This is a genomic window from Rhizobium indigoferae, assembly GCF_034554815.1.
GTDB classification, from domain to species: domain Bacteria; phylum Pseudomonadota; class Alphaproteobacteria; order Rhizobiales; family Rhizobiaceae; genus Rhizobium; species Rhizobium leguminosarum.
The window spans coordinates 1,261,961-1,277,691 of sequence record NZ_CP140635.1 but is presented as its reverse complement, the minus strand read 5'-3'; the positions used below and the strand labels follow the sequence as shown (position 1 = coordinate 1,277,691).

Genomic DNA, 15,731 nt, shown 5'->3' with positions numbered 1-15,731 from the left:
GTATTAGCCTTCCGCCGTGGCGAGGGCAATACGAAGAACGACATTTGCTGAGCAAAGCGCGCGCTCTCGCTCTTTTGTGGTCGCACCGCGCCGATCCTTGGCGACCACATCGAGGAGCGTCTCCTCGGACATAAAAAAACCGCGCCCGAAAGCGCGGTTCTCAAATCACAATACAGCGGTCGCCGCTTACTGGACCGGCTGCTCCATGCCCGCCGTGGTGTCGAGCGCCAGCTCGGCATTGCCGTCCATCTGATAGATGTCGTCGCGGAACTGGACGATGCCGTCGGGCATGCCCCAGGCGGAGATGTAAACGAAATATACAGGAACTTCGGCAGCGAGCTTGATCGGCGTGTTGACGCCGGTTGCAATCACCTGCTCCATCTGCTGGCGGCTCCAGCCGGGGGTCTCGCGCAACAGCCAGTTTGTCAGGTCGCGGACGTTCTGAACGCGGACGCAGCCCGACGATTCAAAGCGCATCAGCTTGTTGAACAGGCCCTGCTGCGGCGTGTCGTGCATATACTCGCCGTTCTTGTTGTAGAAGTTGATCTTCGTCGAGGCCATGGCGTTGATCTTGCCGGGGTCCTGACGGAACATCAGATTTGGCGCCTCGCCGTTCCAATCGACGGTTTCGGGGGCGACTTCATTGCCCTTGCCGTCGATCAGGCGGATGGCGTTCTTTTCGAGATAGGTCGGATCCTTGCGCATCAGCGGCATGATGTCTTTTTCGACGATCGAGCGCGGCGCCGTCCAGTAAGGATTGAGGATGACCTCGTAAATCTTCGAATTGACGAGATGCGTCGGGCGGCTCAAGCGGCCGACAACCGCGGTGTGGCGCGTCGCGACACTGCCGTCTTCGACAGCCTCGACATAAGCGGCCGGGATGTTGACCATCAGGTGACGGCGGCCCATGTCTTCGGGGAAGGTCTGCAGGCGGATCAGATTGGTGTTCAGCTGCTGCAGGCGGACATCGGCAGGAATGTTCATCGCCTTCAGCGTGAATTCGCCGAGAACACCATCGGACGGCAGACCGTGGCGGGCCTGGAAGCGCTTGACGGCGCCATCGACATAGGAATCGAAGGCGTTGGACATACCGGCTTCGCGCGGCAGGTCGCCGGTGATCGCAAGGCGCTGGCGCAGCGCCTGGACGGAAGGAGAGCTAACGCCGAGCTGCAGGCGCTGGTCACCGGGATTGACCTCAGGCCAGCCGCCGGCTGCGGCGATCTGCTGATACTGCATGATCGCCTGCTGCGCGCTCGCAACCGACTGCGGGCCGAGGATCGGCGTGTTGGAAACCATGGCGGTCGCCGTGCGCGAAGCCGCCTTGGCGTCAAACTGGTCGTCCCAGTTGCCGCGGCGCGGCGCATTGATCAGCGTATCGAGCGCCGATTGCGCGAATGCCGGCGCAGCAATCGCGCTGGCGCCAACCGTTGCCGCGGACGCAAGGAATGCGCGGCGCGAGAGAGCTTCAATTCCGTTTTTCTTCGACATAGTCCCAACCACTGACTGCGGCGATAAAGAGATGCCGCGGGCTCTTTGCGATATCACTGCGCTTTAACGCAGATCCCAGTCCATTCGTTGTCCCGGCGCATCAAAAAATTCCGCTTGCCCCATCACAAGATTGCGATGCGACAGCCAGCATTCCTGATCGGTCCATTGAAAGCGCCGGTTGTTAAGCCTTCCGCTGCCACACCAATATGGCCAATTCGTGTTGCCGGGCGGGTAGAAGGACTGCCGGCTACCGGAAACACGACACAACGAACCATATGACGGGGTAAAGCGTGCCGGTTAATAACGGCTAAAAAACGGCTTGAATACCGGGCTTTGCGCTTGCCTGCCATGCGTTGCAAAGATGCCACGCGGATCAAACGGCAAATCGGACGTGCAGGGAACACGTCCGATTTTCTGCAACCCTGAAGGAGGTCAGGAGTCTTAGAGACGGTACAGGATCTGGTCGTTCCAGAAACGGTCCAGACGCTGGAGCAGTTTGTTCATCTGCGTGAACTCGTCGGTGCCGATGCCGCCGACCTTGTCGATCGAGGCGATGTGGCGTTCGTAGAGCTTGGCCACCGTTTCGGCGATGTCCTGGCCGGTTTCGGTCAGGCTGATGCGGACCGAGCGGCGGTCGATGCGCGAGCGCTGGTGGTTGATGAAACCGAGATCGACCAGCTTCTTGACGTTGTAGGAGACGTTGGAGCCGAGATAGTAGCCACGCGAGCGCAGCTCGCCGGCGGTCAGCTCGGAATTGCCGATGTTGAAAAGGAGCAGCGCCTGGATGGCGTTGACGTCGCTGCGACCCTGACGGTCGAATTCGTCCTTGATGACGTCGAGAAGACGACGGTGCAGACGTTCAACGAGGTGAAGGGATTCCATGTAAAGATCACGGATGTCGTGGTCCTGCTGGTCACGGAAGTTCGATACCGCCTGCGGCTTAATTTTCGTGTTCATATTGACTGCCTCACTGTTTGTTTGGCGGTGTGTTTTCTTCCCGCCTTGAGTGAGACCCTATCGAATACATATAAAATTCGACTTAAACCGCAGGCTTAACGGAGCCTTACCGCTAACCCCACGTTGTCTCAGGGTAAATCAACACTTACCTGGCGGCGGTGCCGGCGCTTTTCCAGCCACAGCAGCAGGCGGAAAATCCAGTAGACGACGGCGACCATGAGATGCAGCAGGATGATCAGCTGGTTGGGGCCGAAAATATCCGGCAGCAGGCCATACATGAGGATCTGCCCGCCGGCGGCCAGCACCCAGATGACCGGTCCCCAGGAGACAGTGAGCCAGAGGCCGAGGGAGGCGACGGGGAAGAGCACGGCGAGGCTGGTGCTCGCCACCTTCCACGGCAGGCTCAAAAGATCGAAGCGGCCGGCGCCGACCAGCGAATAGCCGACGAGCATCGCCCAATATTGCAGGCCGAACCAGAAGCAGGATACGGCAACCAGCCTCAGGAAGAGAATGAAGAGGATATCCGCCAGTGTGCGTTTCGGTATCGTCGGGGATTCGGTTTCCATAGCGCAGACATCGGTTTGGGGTTGCATCTTCACAAGGGCGTCCGCGCGTCTGACAAGACGCGCCAGGGACGCTCTATAACATTGAGTTGGCGCATAACCCGAAAATCCATTCCGATTTTCGGGTTATGCGCCAGATGTTTTTCCGCCGCGGCCAATCGTCCGGTTTGGATTTTCCAGGCGCCATGATAATGAGCGCTCCGATAAATGGAATGGGCCAAGGACAGATATCATGCAGGACAGGACGCATCTCGTCGACGACATCACCGGTCATCGCCGCATGCGGCGCAACCGCAAGGCGGATTGGACACGCCGGCTGGTGCAAGAGAATCGGCTGACGGTCGACGACCTGATCTGGCCGATCTTCATCGTGCCGGGTTCCGGCATCATCGATCCGATCGCAGCCATGCCGGGCGTCAACCGCATGAGCATCGACAAGGCCGTCGAAGCCGCGCGGGAAGCGGCCGGCCTCGGCATTCCGGCCCTTGCCACCTTTCCGAATATCGAAATGGAACTGCGCGACGAGACCGGCTCGAACAGCCTCGAGGCCAACAATCTGATCAATCAGACGACGGCGGCGATCAAGAAGGCGGTGCCTGAGATCGGCGTCATTACCGACGTCGCGCTCGATCCCTTCACCAGCCACGGCCATGACGGCATTCTCAGGGGCGGCGAGATCGTCAACGACGAGACCGTTGACCAGGTCGCACGCGCCGCCGTCATGCAGGCGGATGCCGGCGCCGACATCATTGCGCCGTCGGAGATGATGGACGGGCGCATCGGCGCGATCCGCATGGCGCTCGATGCGGCCGGCCACCAGAGCGTCGGCATCATGAGCTATGCGACGAAATTCGCCTCCACCTTCTACGGTCCCTATCGCGAGGCGATCTCGACGGGCGGGCTGCTGAAAGGCGACAAGAAGACCTATTATATCGACCCCGCCAACGGCACCGAGGCAATCCGCGACGCGGCCCTCGACGTCGAAGAAGGCGCCGACATGCTGATGGTCAAGCCCGGCCTGCCCTATCTCGATATCTGCTGGCGGATGAAGGAGGCCTTCGGCCTGCCGACCTTCGCTTACCAGGTTTCCGGCGAATATACGCAGATCAAGGCGGCGGCGATGAACGGCTGGATCGATGGCGAGCGGGCAATGCTCGAAACGCTGCTGTCATTCAAGCGGGCAGGATGCGACGGTGTCCTCACCTATTTCGCGGTCGAAGTGGCGAAAATTCTCGCAAAGCGGTGACTGCATAATTCCTTAAATCGGAATCGATTTAAGGATAAAATTATGCAGCGATTCAAAGTGCTACAGCGTCCTTTGCGCATCTTAAAAGACGCGCGGCGCTGTAGTGCATGATGCCGAAAAGTGTCCGCGGTTTTCGGACGACATCATGCTCCATTTCTTTGATTTAGATGCGGACGGTTTTAGGTCGATCCGGCCTAAAACCATCCGCATCTGGGGCAGATTATTGCATTTTGCCCTGCCGATACCATATCAGCGGCATCGCTTTTCCTGAGGAGATTGAGATGAGCTACAACCCCAATCCGCTTTATGCCGCACCGGAGGACTGGCGCGCCTATAGCGGCGTGTTGAGCCGCCGGGTCTTCGCCTTCATTCTCGACTATGTCATCGTGGCGCTGCTCTGCATTCCCGCGGCGATCGTGCTGTTCTTCCTGTCGATCGTCACGCTGGGGCTCGGCTTCTTTCTCTACCCTGCCCTCTTCGTCATCGTCGCCGGCATTTACTTCGGCCTGACTGTGGGCGGGCCGAGCCAAGCCTCGCTCGGCATGCGCGCAATGGGAATCGCGATCGTGCGCGTCGATGGACGGCCGATGGATTTCATGACGGCGATCGTGCATCTGGCCCTGTTCTGGATCCTCAACTCGGTGCTGACGCCGCTCATTCTGCTTGCCGGCCTGTTTATCGAACGCAGCCGTCTCGTTCACGACCTGCTCGTCGGTACGGCGACGGTGCGCACGGCCTGAGATCTCGGCTGATCCCTAACTGCAATCCCCGGGGCGGAGACGAAATAAAGTCTCCGCCTTCCCTTTGCCGGCAGGCGCCGGCGCTCCATATCTATAATTAGAAGACTGATATGAAGGGCGAAAGGCGCCCCGCTGTTGACGTTTTTTATTCTTAGGTCATGCTGTCAGGAAACGGCACGGTCTCGACAAGGAAATTTCCGCGACAAATGAATACGCAGACGACGCCATCACCGCAGTTTTATCTGACGGCTCCGGCTGCGTGTCCGTACCTGCCGCATGAGATGGAGCGAAAGGTGTTCACCCATCTGGTCGGCCCGCGCGCCGCCGAGATGAACGACATCCTGACGCAGGGCGGTTTCCGCCGCTCGCAGAACATCGCTTATCGCCCGGCCTGCGAATCCTGTCGCGCCTGCGTTTCCGTGCGAATTCTCGCCCAGGAGTTCGAGCCGACGAAATCGATGAAGCGGGTGCTTGGCGCCAATTCCGACGTCATCGCCACCGAATTCGCAGCCCAGCCTTCCAGCGAACAATATTCGCTCTTCCGACGCTATCTCGATTTTCGCCACCAGCAGGGCGGCATGTCCGACATGACCGTGCTCGACTACGCAATCATGGTGGAAGACACGCATGTGAATACGAGAATCATCGAATATCGCCGGCGCGAGGAAGGCTCCGGACTGGAGCAGCGGCCAAAGGGCGAGCTGCTGGCCGCCGCCCTCACCGACACGATGAGCGACGGGCTGTCGATGGTCTATTCCTATTTCAATCCGGCGCTTGAACGGCGTTCGCTCGGCACTTTCATGATTCTCGACCATGTCAGGCGCACAAAAGCGCTGGGACTGCCGCATGTCTATCTCGGCTACTGGGTTCAAGGGTCGCGGAAAATGGACTACAAGACGCGCTTCCAGCCGCAGGAGCATCTGACCCCGCGCGGCTGGGAACGCTTCGATCCCTCGTCCATGCCCGAGAGCACCCACGACTGAATGTTCCCCACCGCTCTTTCCGACCATCGGAAGGGCCTGCTGCTGACGGCGATCGGCGGGCTGGCGCTTTCTGTGGATATCCCGACGGCGAGCTGTGGTCGATCCTTGCCGCGAGAAGCATCGCGACCCTTGGCGTGACGCTTCTGGTCGCCACAGTGCTCAGGATCGCCAACGGGCGGTGGCCAGTGCTCGTGCCGGGCTGGCCGGGCCTCGTCACCGGCCTGCTCTACGGGCTGACGACGGTGGTCTTCCTTCTTGCCGTTTTCAATACCTCGACGGCCAATGTCGTTTTCATCGTCGCCTTCAATCCGATGTTCGCCGCCCTGCTTTCCTGGATTTTCCTCAAGGAGCGGCCGGCGCTAGCTACGCTGATCGCCATGGCGGCGATGATCGTCGGCGTCGGCCTGATCGTCCAGGACGGGCTTTCGAGCGGCCATCTCTTCGGCGACAGCATGGCGTTGCTGACCGCCTTCATCATTGCCGCCGCCATCACCATCAGCCGCGCCTCGCGCCGGGAGATGGGCTTCGTCTCCCTGCTTTCGACGGTGCTGCCGGCGGCGGTCGGCCTGATCTCGGTCATGCCGGCAGGCGGTTTTTCGATCGAGCATCCCGCCTGGATCCTCTTCAACGGTGCAGTGATGATGCCGCTTGCCCTCTGGTGCCTGGCGACCGGGCCGCGTTACCTCTCCGCACCTGAAGTCGGCATGTTCTACCTACTCGAAACCGTGCTCGCACCGATCTGGGTCTGGCTGATCTTCGCCGAAACGCCGACGACCATGACAATGGTCGGGGGCGGCATCCTGGTGGCGGCGATCGCAGCCCATTCCGTCTGGATGGTGCGGAGGAAAAGCATCGTTCAAATGGCAGGCTAGGACGTTCTCGCCTGCTCAGCCTCAAGTTATAACGCCGTTATCACAGAGGATAAAACCGGGTGGCACTCCGCGAACTCGCGAAATGATACGGCTTCAGTGGCTGAGCCGCCAAGCGATTGAAAATATGCACGATAATCGCCGAGCAGGCGGTCTGCCTGGCCTGCGGGATGCCAATGCATTGGAAACCTTAGCGCGCCCACTTAACAAGGCTGCATACGGCGAGACCGACATCTTCGTACTCGCCGCAGCCTATCTCTATGCCATTGTTAGAAACCACCCATTCGCGGATGGAAACAGGCGTACCGGCTATCTCGCGGCGTTTACGTTTCTCTACATCAACCGCTATGTCATCAATGCCGACAACGCGCAGGTCATTGCATTTGTACTAGATGTAGCCGCAGGCGAGATCGACGAGGAAGGTGCGACCCGCTTCCTTCGAGATTTCAGCATACCGCTCAACCCGTCGCCTTGAACTGCTGCTGCTCCAGTTCCCTGCCAAGCCCTTCGACCACATGCGCCCAGCCTTGCCGGGTCTTTTCCTCGTGTTCGGCCCATTCGGCGCACATTTCGTGGGTCAGCGTCAGACGACTGCCCCCGCCAAGAGGCTCGATGTTGATTTCGACACGATCGCAATTGTGGTCGTGTTCCTCGACGGAAAAGCTGAAGACCATGCGCTGCGGGCGCTTCAGCTCCAGGAAGACACCCTGGTGGAAGGCGTCGCCGGTCGGGCGGCGGTCGACGACGAAGAAACGGCCGCCGACATGCGGATCGATATCGGCGCGGATGACGTGACCGTCATCGGTCGCAAACAGGAAGCGGCGGGCGATTTCGGGGTTAAGCCAGGCGTCGTAGACAACGGCGGGCGGCACCCTGTAGGTGTGGCTGACATGCAGTTTGATGGTGCTGGCGGGCATCGATTTTCCTCCGGTAATGGCGCGCACACTCCTCCCGTGCGCGGCCTGCGGCCATTCCGTCCGCCTCCGGAGCCGGCCTGCTCATATTTTTGCTAACAGGATTGAAATAGAGGAATTGTCGCGCCCGCCAAGACTCGGGCGCGGAATTTACTGCATCTAAGTTTTACAGCGTTCTTTGCGCGTCTGAAAAGACGCGCGGTGCTCTCGTGCCTCAGCCGGCGAATTTACCGCTGCGCGGGAAGCCCTTCGGCACGGTGCGGCCGGCGGTGGCGCGGTCGGCCAGCCATTCGGCAAGTTCATCCTTGTTCTTCGTGAAGGTGCGGCCGGCGCTGTCTTCCCAGACGAGGCCGTCTGATATCGCGAAGCAACGGACGTCGGAAATGCCGCCATCCTTGTAACGCTGCAGACGCACGCCCTTGCCGCGCGACATTTCCGGCACCTGCGCCAGCGGGAATACCAGCAGCTTGCGGTTTTCGCCGACGACGGCGACATGGTCGCCGCTGACGGGCACGAGCAGCTGCGTTTCCTCGGGCAGCCCGACGTTCATGATCTGCTTGCCCTTGCGCGTATTGGCGACCAGTTCGGCTTCAGGCACGACGAAGCCGTTGCCGGCGGTCGATACGATCAGCTGCTTGCGCGAGGGATCATGGACAAAAGCGGTCAGCACCGCCTGATCGTTATCCATGTCGACGATGATGCGTAGCGGCTCGCCATGACCGCGGCCACCCGGCAGCTTGTCACCACCGAGCGTGAACGCCTTGCCACCTGTCGTGACGATCAGGATCTTGTCCGTGGTCTGCGCCGGGAAGGCGATCTTCAAACCGTCACCTTCCTTGAAGGTCAGCGTTGCCGTATCGGCGATATGGCCCTTCAATGCGCGGATCCAGCCCTTTTCGGAAATGACGACGGTGATCGGTTCCTTCTCGATCATCGCCTGCTGGATTGCTTCCTCGTCGGTCTCGGGCGCGTCGGCAAACTGGGTGCGGCGGCGGCCGACCTCCGTTGCCTTGGCGAATTTCTTCTTCACCTCACCGATTTCCCAGGCGACCGTCTGCCATTGCTTGTCGTCGGAGGAAAGCAACGCCTCGATCTCGCCCTTTTCCTTGGTGAGTTCGTCGAATTCCTTGCGGATCTCGAACTCTTCCAGCTTGCGCAAGGCGCGCAACCGCATATTGAGGATCGCCTCGACCTGATTGTCGGTGAGATCCCACCGCGCCATCATGACCGGCTTCGGCTCGTCCTCCTCGCGGATGATGCGGATGACCTCATCGATGTTGAGGTAGGCGACCAGCAGGCCGCTGAGGATTTCGAGGCGTCTGTCGATCGCTGCCAGTCGGAAGCGCGAGCGGCGCTGCAGAACTTCGCGGCGGTGGTCCAGCCACTCCCTCAGCACCTCGTTCAGCGCCATGACCCGCGGGATGCGGCCCATGGACAGCACGTTCATGTTGAGCGGGAAGCGGCTTTCGAGCTCCGTCAGCTTGAACATCGATTCCATCAGGATCGTCGGATCGACGCTGCGGGTCTTCGGCACCAGCACGACACGAATGTCCTCGGCCGATTCGTCGCGGATATCTTCCAGCAGCGGCAGCTTGCGGGCGATCAGCAGCTCGGCGATCTTCTCGATCAGCCGCGATTTCTGCACCTGGAAGGGAATTTCGGTGATGACGATCTGGTAGCCGCCACGGCCGAGATCTTCCGTCTGCCATTTCGCCCGCACGCGGAAACCGCCGCGGCCGGTGCGGTAGCTCTCGATAATGCTGTCGCGGCTATCGATGATGATGCCGCCTGTGGGGAAATCCGGGCCGGGAATAAATTCGACGAGCTTTTCGACGGTCGCATCGGGATGCTTGATCAGATGCAGGGCAGCATCGCAAAGCTCATGGGCATTGTGCGACGGGATCGAGGTCGCCATGCCGACGGCGATGCCGGAGGAGCCGTTGGCGAGCAGGTTCGGGAAGGCGCCGGGAAGGACGACCGGCTCGGAATTCGATTCGTCGTAAGTGTCGCGGAAATCGACGGCATCCTGATCGATGCCTTCAAGCAGCAGCTCGGAGACCGCCGTCATCTTCGATTCGGTGTAACGCATGGCGGCGGGGCTGTCGCCGTCGATATTGCCGAAATTGCCCTGGCCGTTAACCAGCGTGTAGCGCTGCGAGAAATCTTGGGCGAGACGGGCAAGCGCGTCGTAGATCGACTGGTCGCCGTGCGGATGGTAGTTACCCATCACCTCGCCGACGATCTTGGCGCATTTTCTGAAGGCCGAGTTCGGCCTCAGCCCCATCTCGTTCATCGCATAGACGATGCGGCGGTGAACGGGCTTCAGCCCGTCGCGAACGTCAGGCAGGGCGCGGTGCATAATGGTCGACAGCGCATAGGCAAGGTAGCGCTGCTCGAGCGCCGCCTTGAGGTCGACTGGTTGGATGTGATCGTCGTCTCCGCCGGAAGGCGGCAAAATCTCTTGTCCCATAGGTTCTGACTAGCTCAGAAGAGGCCGGCGGGCAAGGAATCCGGGCCATTACGGCTGTGGATGAAGTCTTGGGACTGACATCAAAGGATGAGACAAACGTTCCGCCGCAATTTGGACTTCGTTTGCCGTTCCTCTCAACAGAAATTTAGAGATCCGCAAATATAAAGCGGGCCCAATCCGTAGTAGCGTAACTGCAGATTTCCAACCGCCACCACGCCACCAGAGGAATCACCCCATGAACTTTTCCCGGACAACGCGGCTGATGCTGTCGGGCGCCGCCTTTTTCTCGCTCGCCGGTTCGGCTTTCGCCCTCGACGGCGCCGATCTGCTGAAGAAGCTCAACGCCGCCTATGCCGTACAGGGCGGAACGATTTCGGCTGACGCCGTCGATATCAACGGCACGACCGCGACGCTGAAGAATGTCAGCGTCAAATCGGCCGGCGGCGAAAGCCTGGCCGTCGGCGAAGTCACCCTTTCCGGCGTCGAAGAAGACGAGGATGGCGGCTATTACATCGAAGAGGCCGCCTTCCCCGATATCAACACCACGAAAGACGGCGTCACGGTAACGGCGCAGGAGCTGACGCTCGGCGGCATCTCGATCCCGGCAACGGCGGGCGGCGACACGCTCGATACCATGATGCTCTACGAAACCGCCCATACCGGCCCGCTGAAGGTGGTCAAGGACGGCGCGGAAATGTTCTCGGTGCTCGAAAGCGACGTCAATTTGACACTGCGCGAAGACGAATCCGGCTTCGATTTCGACGGCGCCTTCAAAAGCATGAAGGCCGATCTCAGCAAAGCCGAGGATCCGCAGAGCAAAGACGCGATCGAGAAGCTGGCCCTGCAGCACATCCAGGGCGACATCACCATGAAGGGCGCCTGGGAACTTGCCCCCGGCACGATCGACATTTCGGAATTTGCCTTCGACTTCACCAACATCGGCAAGCTGAACCTTGGCTTCAAGATCTCGGGCTATACGATGGCCTTCGTGAAGTCGCTGCAGGATGCGATGAAGCAATCCGAAGCCAGTGCGAACAAGGAAGAATCGCAGCAGGCGCTCGGCCTTGCCATGCTCGGCCTGATGCAGCAGTTGTCCTTCGAGGCAGCACAGGTGCGCTTCGAAGATGCCTCGATCACCAAGCGTGCGCTGGATTATGCCGGTTCGCAGCAGAACATGTCGGGCAAGCAGATGGCGGATTCGCTGAAGGCCATGACGCCGATCATGCTGGCGCAGCTCAATATCCCGGAACTGCAGAACGCCGTTTCAGCTGCCGTCAACACCTTCCTCGACGATCCGAAGAGCCTGACCGTCAAGGCCGCTCCTGAAAAGCCGGTGCCGTTCCCGACGATCGTGGGCGCCGCCATGGGCGCTCCGAACACGCTGCCGCAGGTGCTTGGCGTCAAGGTTACCGCCAACGACTGATCGCTTCGAACTTTTGATGAAAGGCCCGGCAGCAGTGAACTGCGCCCCAAAGGTTGACGTCCAACTTTCGGGGGCAGTTCACGGACTGCCGGGCCTTTTCGTTTTCAGGCGCGGTGGCGGGCGACTTCAGAAATGGCGAAGCTTGCGATATCAAGCAATTCTTCAATAGATGCACCGTCCCTCGCCTGCACCGACATGCCCTGGATAATGGCACCGAGGAACCGTGCGAGTGCGCGAGGGTTCGTTCCGGCCTTGATATCACCCTCGCGGATGCCACGCTCGATCCTTGCAGTGAAAGCGTCCAGCGACCGACGACGCATCGCCGCAACATGGTCGGCGATCACGTCGTTCTCGCTGGCGCAGTTCAGCACAGCCGTCGAAATCATGCAGCCTTTAGGATGCTCCGGAGCCGAGAAAATCTCGGCCGAGCCCCGCAATATGCGCTCGAAGGCGGAGACGGTGTCGATCGGCTCGCCGAGTGCGGAAAACGTCTCGGAGCCCAGCGTTCGGTATTGCTCGAGCGCAGCGCGATAGAGATCGGCCTTCGAGTTGAAGGCGGCATAGAGGCTTTGCGGCGTGATGCCCATAGCGGCGGTGAGATCGGCGATCGAGGCGCCCTCATATCCATGCGCCCAGAAGGTCTCGCGCGCCGCCGACAGCACAGTCTCGCGGTCGAAAGCCGGTGGGCGGCCGCGGCGGCGGGTGGCAGGATTTTTCATGTCAGTGCTATTTTTCACAATGATCACTCTAGAAATTCAAAACGGCTTTCTATATTCAGGAACGGTCATTGTGATTATAGAAGGTTTAATCTGATGAGTCTTCCCCTCGAAATGGCAGACGCCGACAGGAATTCATCCCTTGCCGCAGCGGTTGATGCGGCAATCACAAGCGCGCTCGACGACAAACGGCTTGTGGGGACGGTGGTACTCGTTGCCCGCGACGGAGAGATCGTGCATCACCGCGCCGCCGGCCTTGCCGACCGCGAAAGCGGTCTGCCGATGCGCGAGGACACCATCTTCAGGCTTGCCTCGATCACCAAGCCGATCGTCACCATCGCCGCGATGCGGCTCGTCGAGCAGGCAAGAATCGGGCTCGACGACGCCGTGACGAGATGGCTGCCGGATTTCCGTCCGAGGCTGCCTGACGGCGGAGCGGCGATCATCCGCATCCGCCACCTGCTGACCCATACGTCCGGCCTCGGCTACAGCTTCTCCGAAGAGGACGGCGGTTCCTATATCAGCGCCGGCGTTTCCGACGGCCTTGCCGAACCGGGACTGCCGCTGGCCGAGAACCTGCGGCGGATCGCCAGCGTGCCGCTGCGCTTTGCGCCGGGCAGTGACTGGCAATATTCCGTCGCCATGGATGTTCTGGGCGGCATCATCGAGGCGGAAACGGGAGTGCCGTTGGGCGATGCCGTCGCTGATCTGGTGACGAAACCGCTTGGCCTTGCCGATACTGCGTTTTCCGTGCGCGACCGCCGTCGGCTTGCCGCGGCCTATATGAATGCCTCGCCGGAGCCGGCGCTGATGGGCGAGAATGCGCTGGTGATGTCGCTGATGGGTCCCATCCGCTTCGCGCCGAACCGCATCTTCGACCCCGCCTCCTATCATTCCGGCGGCGCCGGCATGGCGGGAACGGCGGGTGACGTGCTCGCCGTGCTCGATACCATCCGTAGGGGTGGCGCACCGCTGCTCTCGACCGAAACCGTAGGGATGATGATGACGGACCAGGCCGGCGGGCGCCGCCAGCAGCATGAACCAGGCTCCGGCTTTGGCTTCGGCTGGTCTGTTATCACCAATCCGGCCGAGGCAGGTGTCCCCTTCCCCAAGGGCACGCTGAAATGGGGCGGCGTCTACGGCCATAGCTGGTTCATCGACCCCGTCAACGGGCTGACCGTCGTTGCGCTGACCAACACGACGCTGGAGGGCATGTGGGGCAAGTTCACAGTCGATCTTCGCGAGGCGATCTACGCGGCATTGTGAGCGACCGAACCAAACGAAAAGCCCGGCGATTTGCCGGGCTTTTGCATTCGGGAGCAGACGATCTCAGTCCTTCTTGACCGGCGGGATCGGCCGGATAGAGAGCTCACGCAGTTGCGTCGGCGTTGCCGGGCTCGGCGCGCCCATCAGCAGGTCCTGGGCCTGCTGGTTCATCGGGAACAGCGAGATTTCGCGCAGGTTCTTCGCGCCGACGAGCAGCATAACGATACGGTCGATACCGAAGGCAGCACCGCCATGCGGCGGCGCGCCGTACTGGAAGGCGCGGTAGAGGCCGCCGAAACGGTCTTCGACATCCTGCTGGCTGAGGCCGACCTTCTCGAAGGCGGCGACCATGGTTTCCGGCGACTGGTTCCGGATCGAGCCCGAGGCGATTTCGAAACCGTTGCAGACGGCGTCATACTGGAACGCCTTGATCGTCAGCGGATCCTGGTTCTGCAGCGCATCGAGGCCGCCCTGCGGCATCGAGAACGGGTTGTGCGCGAAATCGACCTTCTTTTCTTCCTCGCTCCATTCGAAGAACGGGAAGTCGACGATCCAGCAGAGTTCGAAACGCTCGCGATCGACAAGGTTCAACTCTTCGCCGGCCTTGGTGCGGGCTTCACCGGCAAACTTGTAGAACTTCGCCGGATCGCCGGCAACGAAGAAGCAGGCGTCACCGTCATCGAGGCCGAGCTGGGTACGGATCGCGTCGGTGCGCTCCTCGCCGATGTTCTTTGCAAGCGGGCCGGCGCCCTCGAGCTTGTCACCTTCCTTGCGCCAGAAGATGTAGCCGAGGCCAGGCTGACCGGTCGACTGCGCCCAGGCATTCATGCGATCGCAGAACGCTCTGGAACCGCCGGTCTTGGCCGGAATAGCCCAGATCTCGACCTTCGGGTTGGAGGCGATCATGCCTGCGAAAACCTTGAAGCCGGAGCCGGCGAAATGTTCGGTGACCGCTTCCATGACGATGGGGTTGCGCAGGTCCGGCTTGTCCGAACCATATTTACGGATCGCCTCGTCGTAGGGGATGCGCGACCATTCCTTGGTGACCGGCTTGCCTTCGGCGAACTCTTCGAAAATGCCGGTCATCAGCGGACCCATCGTGTCCCAGACGTCTTCCTGGGTGACGAAGCTCATTTCGAGGTCGAGCTGGTAGAATTCGCCCGGCAGGCGATCGGCACGCGGGTCTTCGTCACGGAAGCAGGGCGCGATCTGGAAGTAGCGGTCGAAGCCTGCAACCATCAGCAGCTGCTTGTACTGCTGCGGCGCCTGCGGCAGCGCATAGAAGGTGCCGGGATGGATGCGGGAGGGCACGAGGAAGTCGCGCGCGCCTTCCGGCGAGGAGGCCGTCAGGATCGGCGTCGTATATTCGGTGAAGCCGACATTGCCCATTTCGCGGCGCATGGCGGAGATCACCTGGGTGCGCTTGACGATGTTCTTGTGCAGCGTTTCGCGGCGAAGATCGAGGAAGCGATACTTCAAGCGGACGTCTTCAGGATAGTCCGGCTCGCCGAAGACCGGCAGCGGCAATTCCTTGGCGGCGGAGAGGACTTCGATCTCCTGCGCGTAGAGCTCGATCTCGCCTGTTGCCATGGTTTTGTTGACGGTGTCTTCGGTACGGGCCTTGACGAGGCCGTCGATACGGATGACCCATTCGCCACGCACGGTTTCCGCCATCTTGAAGGCCGGGCTGTCGGGATCGGCGACGACCTGAGTGATGCCGTAATGGTCGCGAAGGTCGATGAAGAGAACGCCGCCATGGTCGCGAACGCGGTGAACCCAGCCGGAAATACGGACGGTCGAGCCGACATCCGTCTTGCGGAGGGCGGCGCATGTGTGGCTGCGGTAGCGATGCATGATCTCAAATCCTGGCATGTGGCTTAAGACGGCACAAGGGTTCCAAGACCCTCAAGCGCCGACAAGAAAATCGGGCGGAAAAGCGCATGGACGCTCCGATTTGTCAAGGCTTGGCGCACGCGGCCGGGCGTTTGGCACGCGTTTATGGCGAGGCTGCGACCGGTATGCTGCGGCAGTTTGGCCGCGTTTCCTGTATTGATGAAGATGTCGGTCAACTTTACAAGGATCGGCATTCTCATCGT

General features: G+C 60.6%; 14 protein-coding genes and 1 pseudogene. 7 read left to right on the top strand and 8 right to left on the bottom strand.

Translation table 11 applies throughout. The annotated features are described in order from the left end of the window. Window positions 1-186: 186 nt before the first annotated feature. From U5G49_RS06530 to U5G49_RS06520, 3 genes are all read right to left on the bottom strand, one after another. Window positions 187-1,488: a L,D-transpeptidase family protein gene (locus tag U5G49_RS06530; protein ID WP_018241513.1), complete on the bottom strand. Its 1,302-nt coding sequence runs from the start codon at window positions 1,486-1,488 to the stop codon at window positions 187-189. A 441-nt stretch (window positions 1,489-1,929) separates the two neighbouring features. Then, the gene (ldtR, locus tag U5G49_RS06525) at window positions 1,930-2,445 is read right to left on the bottom strand and encodes a transcriptional regulator LdtR (RefSeq protein WP_018241512.1); all 516 of its coding nucleotides are present in this window, start codon (window positions 2,443-2,445) and stop codon (window positions 1,930-1,932) included. Between the two features lie 128 nt (window positions 2,446-2,573). Then, entirely contained in the window at window positions 2,574-3,011 is a 438-nt protein-coding gene (locus U5G49_RS06520; protein ID WP_018447468.1) for a DUF6163 family protein, read from the bottom strand. Between the two features lie 229 nt (window positions 3,012-3,240). Here U5G49_RS06520 and hemB point away from each other — a divergent pair, with 229 nt between their 5' ends. The 5 genes and pseudogenes from hemB to U5G49_RS06495 all read left to right on the top strand — a co-directional run bounded on the left by hemB (window position 3,241) and on the right by U5G49_RS06495 (window position 7,321). After that, a complete protein-coding gene (gene hemB / locus U5G49_RS06515; protein WP_193446106.1) occupies window positions 3,241-4,254 on the top strand; it encodes a porphobilinogen synthase in 1,014 nt (337 codons plus the stop codon). A 281-nt stretch (window positions 4,255-4,535) separates the two neighbouring features. Next, complete coding sequence (locus U5G49_RS06510) at window positions 4,536-4,994, top strand: RDD family protein (protein ID WP_003547150.1); 459 nt, start codon at window positions 4,536-4,538, stop codon at window positions 4,992-4,994. Between the two features lie 206 nt (window positions 4,995-5,200). Next, window positions 5,201-5,977: an arginyltransferase gene (locus tag U5G49_RS06505; protein WP_018241509.1), complete on the top strand. Its 777-nt coding sequence runs from the start codon at window positions 5,201-5,203 to the stop codon at window positions 5,975-5,977. Then, window positions 5,978-6,849, top strand: a pseudogene (locus U5G49_RS06500) (DMT family transporter). A gap of 82 nt (window positions 6,850-6,931) precedes the next feature. Further along, entirely contained in the window at window positions 6,932-7,321 is a 390-nt protein-coding gene (locus U5G49_RS06495; RefSeq protein WP_193446105.1) for a type II toxin-antitoxin system death-on-curing family toxin, read from the top strand. Here the strand turns inward: U5G49_RS06495 and U5G49_RS06490 are convergent. Further along, a complete protein-coding gene (locus U5G49_RS06490) occupies window positions 7,305-7,763 on the bottom strand; it encodes an SRPBCC family protein (protein ID WP_018241505.1) in 459 nt (152 codons plus the stop codon). The genes U5G49_RS06495 and U5G49_RS06490 overlap by 17 nt on opposite strands. 211 nt (window positions 7,764-7,974) lie before the next feature. Further along, window positions 7,975-10,230: a DNA topoisomerase IV subunit A gene (gene parC, locus U5G49_RS06485; RefSeq protein ID WP_018241504.1), complete on the bottom strand. Its 2,256-nt coding sequence runs from the start codon at window positions 10,228-10,230 to the stop codon at window positions 7,975-7,977. A 235-nt stretch (window positions 10,231-10,465) separates the two neighbouring features. On the opposite strand from parC, the gene U5G49_RS06480 reads away from it, so the two are divergent. Next, window positions 10,466-11,653 (top strand): membrane protein, encoded by a 1,188-nt coding sequence (locus U5G49_RS06480; protein WP_028733632.1) that lies wholly within the window; start codon window positions 10,466-10,468, stop codon window positions 11,651-11,653. 104 nt (window positions 11,654-11,757) lie between these two features. Here the strand turns inward: U5G49_RS06480 and U5G49_RS06475 are convergent, their stop codons facing one another. Then, the gene (locus tag U5G49_RS06475) at window positions 11,758-12,399 is read right to left on the bottom strand and encodes a TetR/AcrR family transcriptional regulator (RefSeq protein ID WP_193446104.1); all 642 of its coding nucleotides are present in this window, start codon (window positions 12,397-12,399) and stop codon (window positions 11,758-11,760) included. A 66-nt stretch (window positions 12,400-12,465) separates the two neighbouring features. Here U5G49_RS06475 and U5G49_RS06470 point away from each other — a divergent pair, with 66 nt between their 5' ends. Further along, entirely contained in the window at window positions 12,466-13,635 is a 1,170-nt protein-coding gene (locus tag U5G49_RS06470; RefSeq protein WP_193446103.1) for a serine hydrolase domain-containing protein, read from the top strand. A gap of 63 nt (window positions 13,636-13,698) precedes the next feature. On the opposite strand, the gene aspS is transcribed toward U5G49_RS06470, so the two are convergent. Next, window positions 13,699-15,489 (bottom strand): aspartate--tRNA ligase, encoded by a 1,791-nt coding sequence (gene aspS, locus U5G49_RS06465; RefSeq protein WP_193446102.1) that lies wholly within the window; start codon window positions 15,487-15,489, stop codon window positions 13,699-13,701. A gap of 23 nt (window positions 15,490-15,512) precedes the next feature. Further along, a complete protein-coding gene (locus U5G49_RS06460) occupies window positions 15,513-15,728 on the bottom strand; it encodes a hypothetical protein (protein ID WP_245275419.1) in 216 nt (71 codons plus the stop codon). Window positions 15,729-15,731 lie beyond the last annotated feature (3 nt).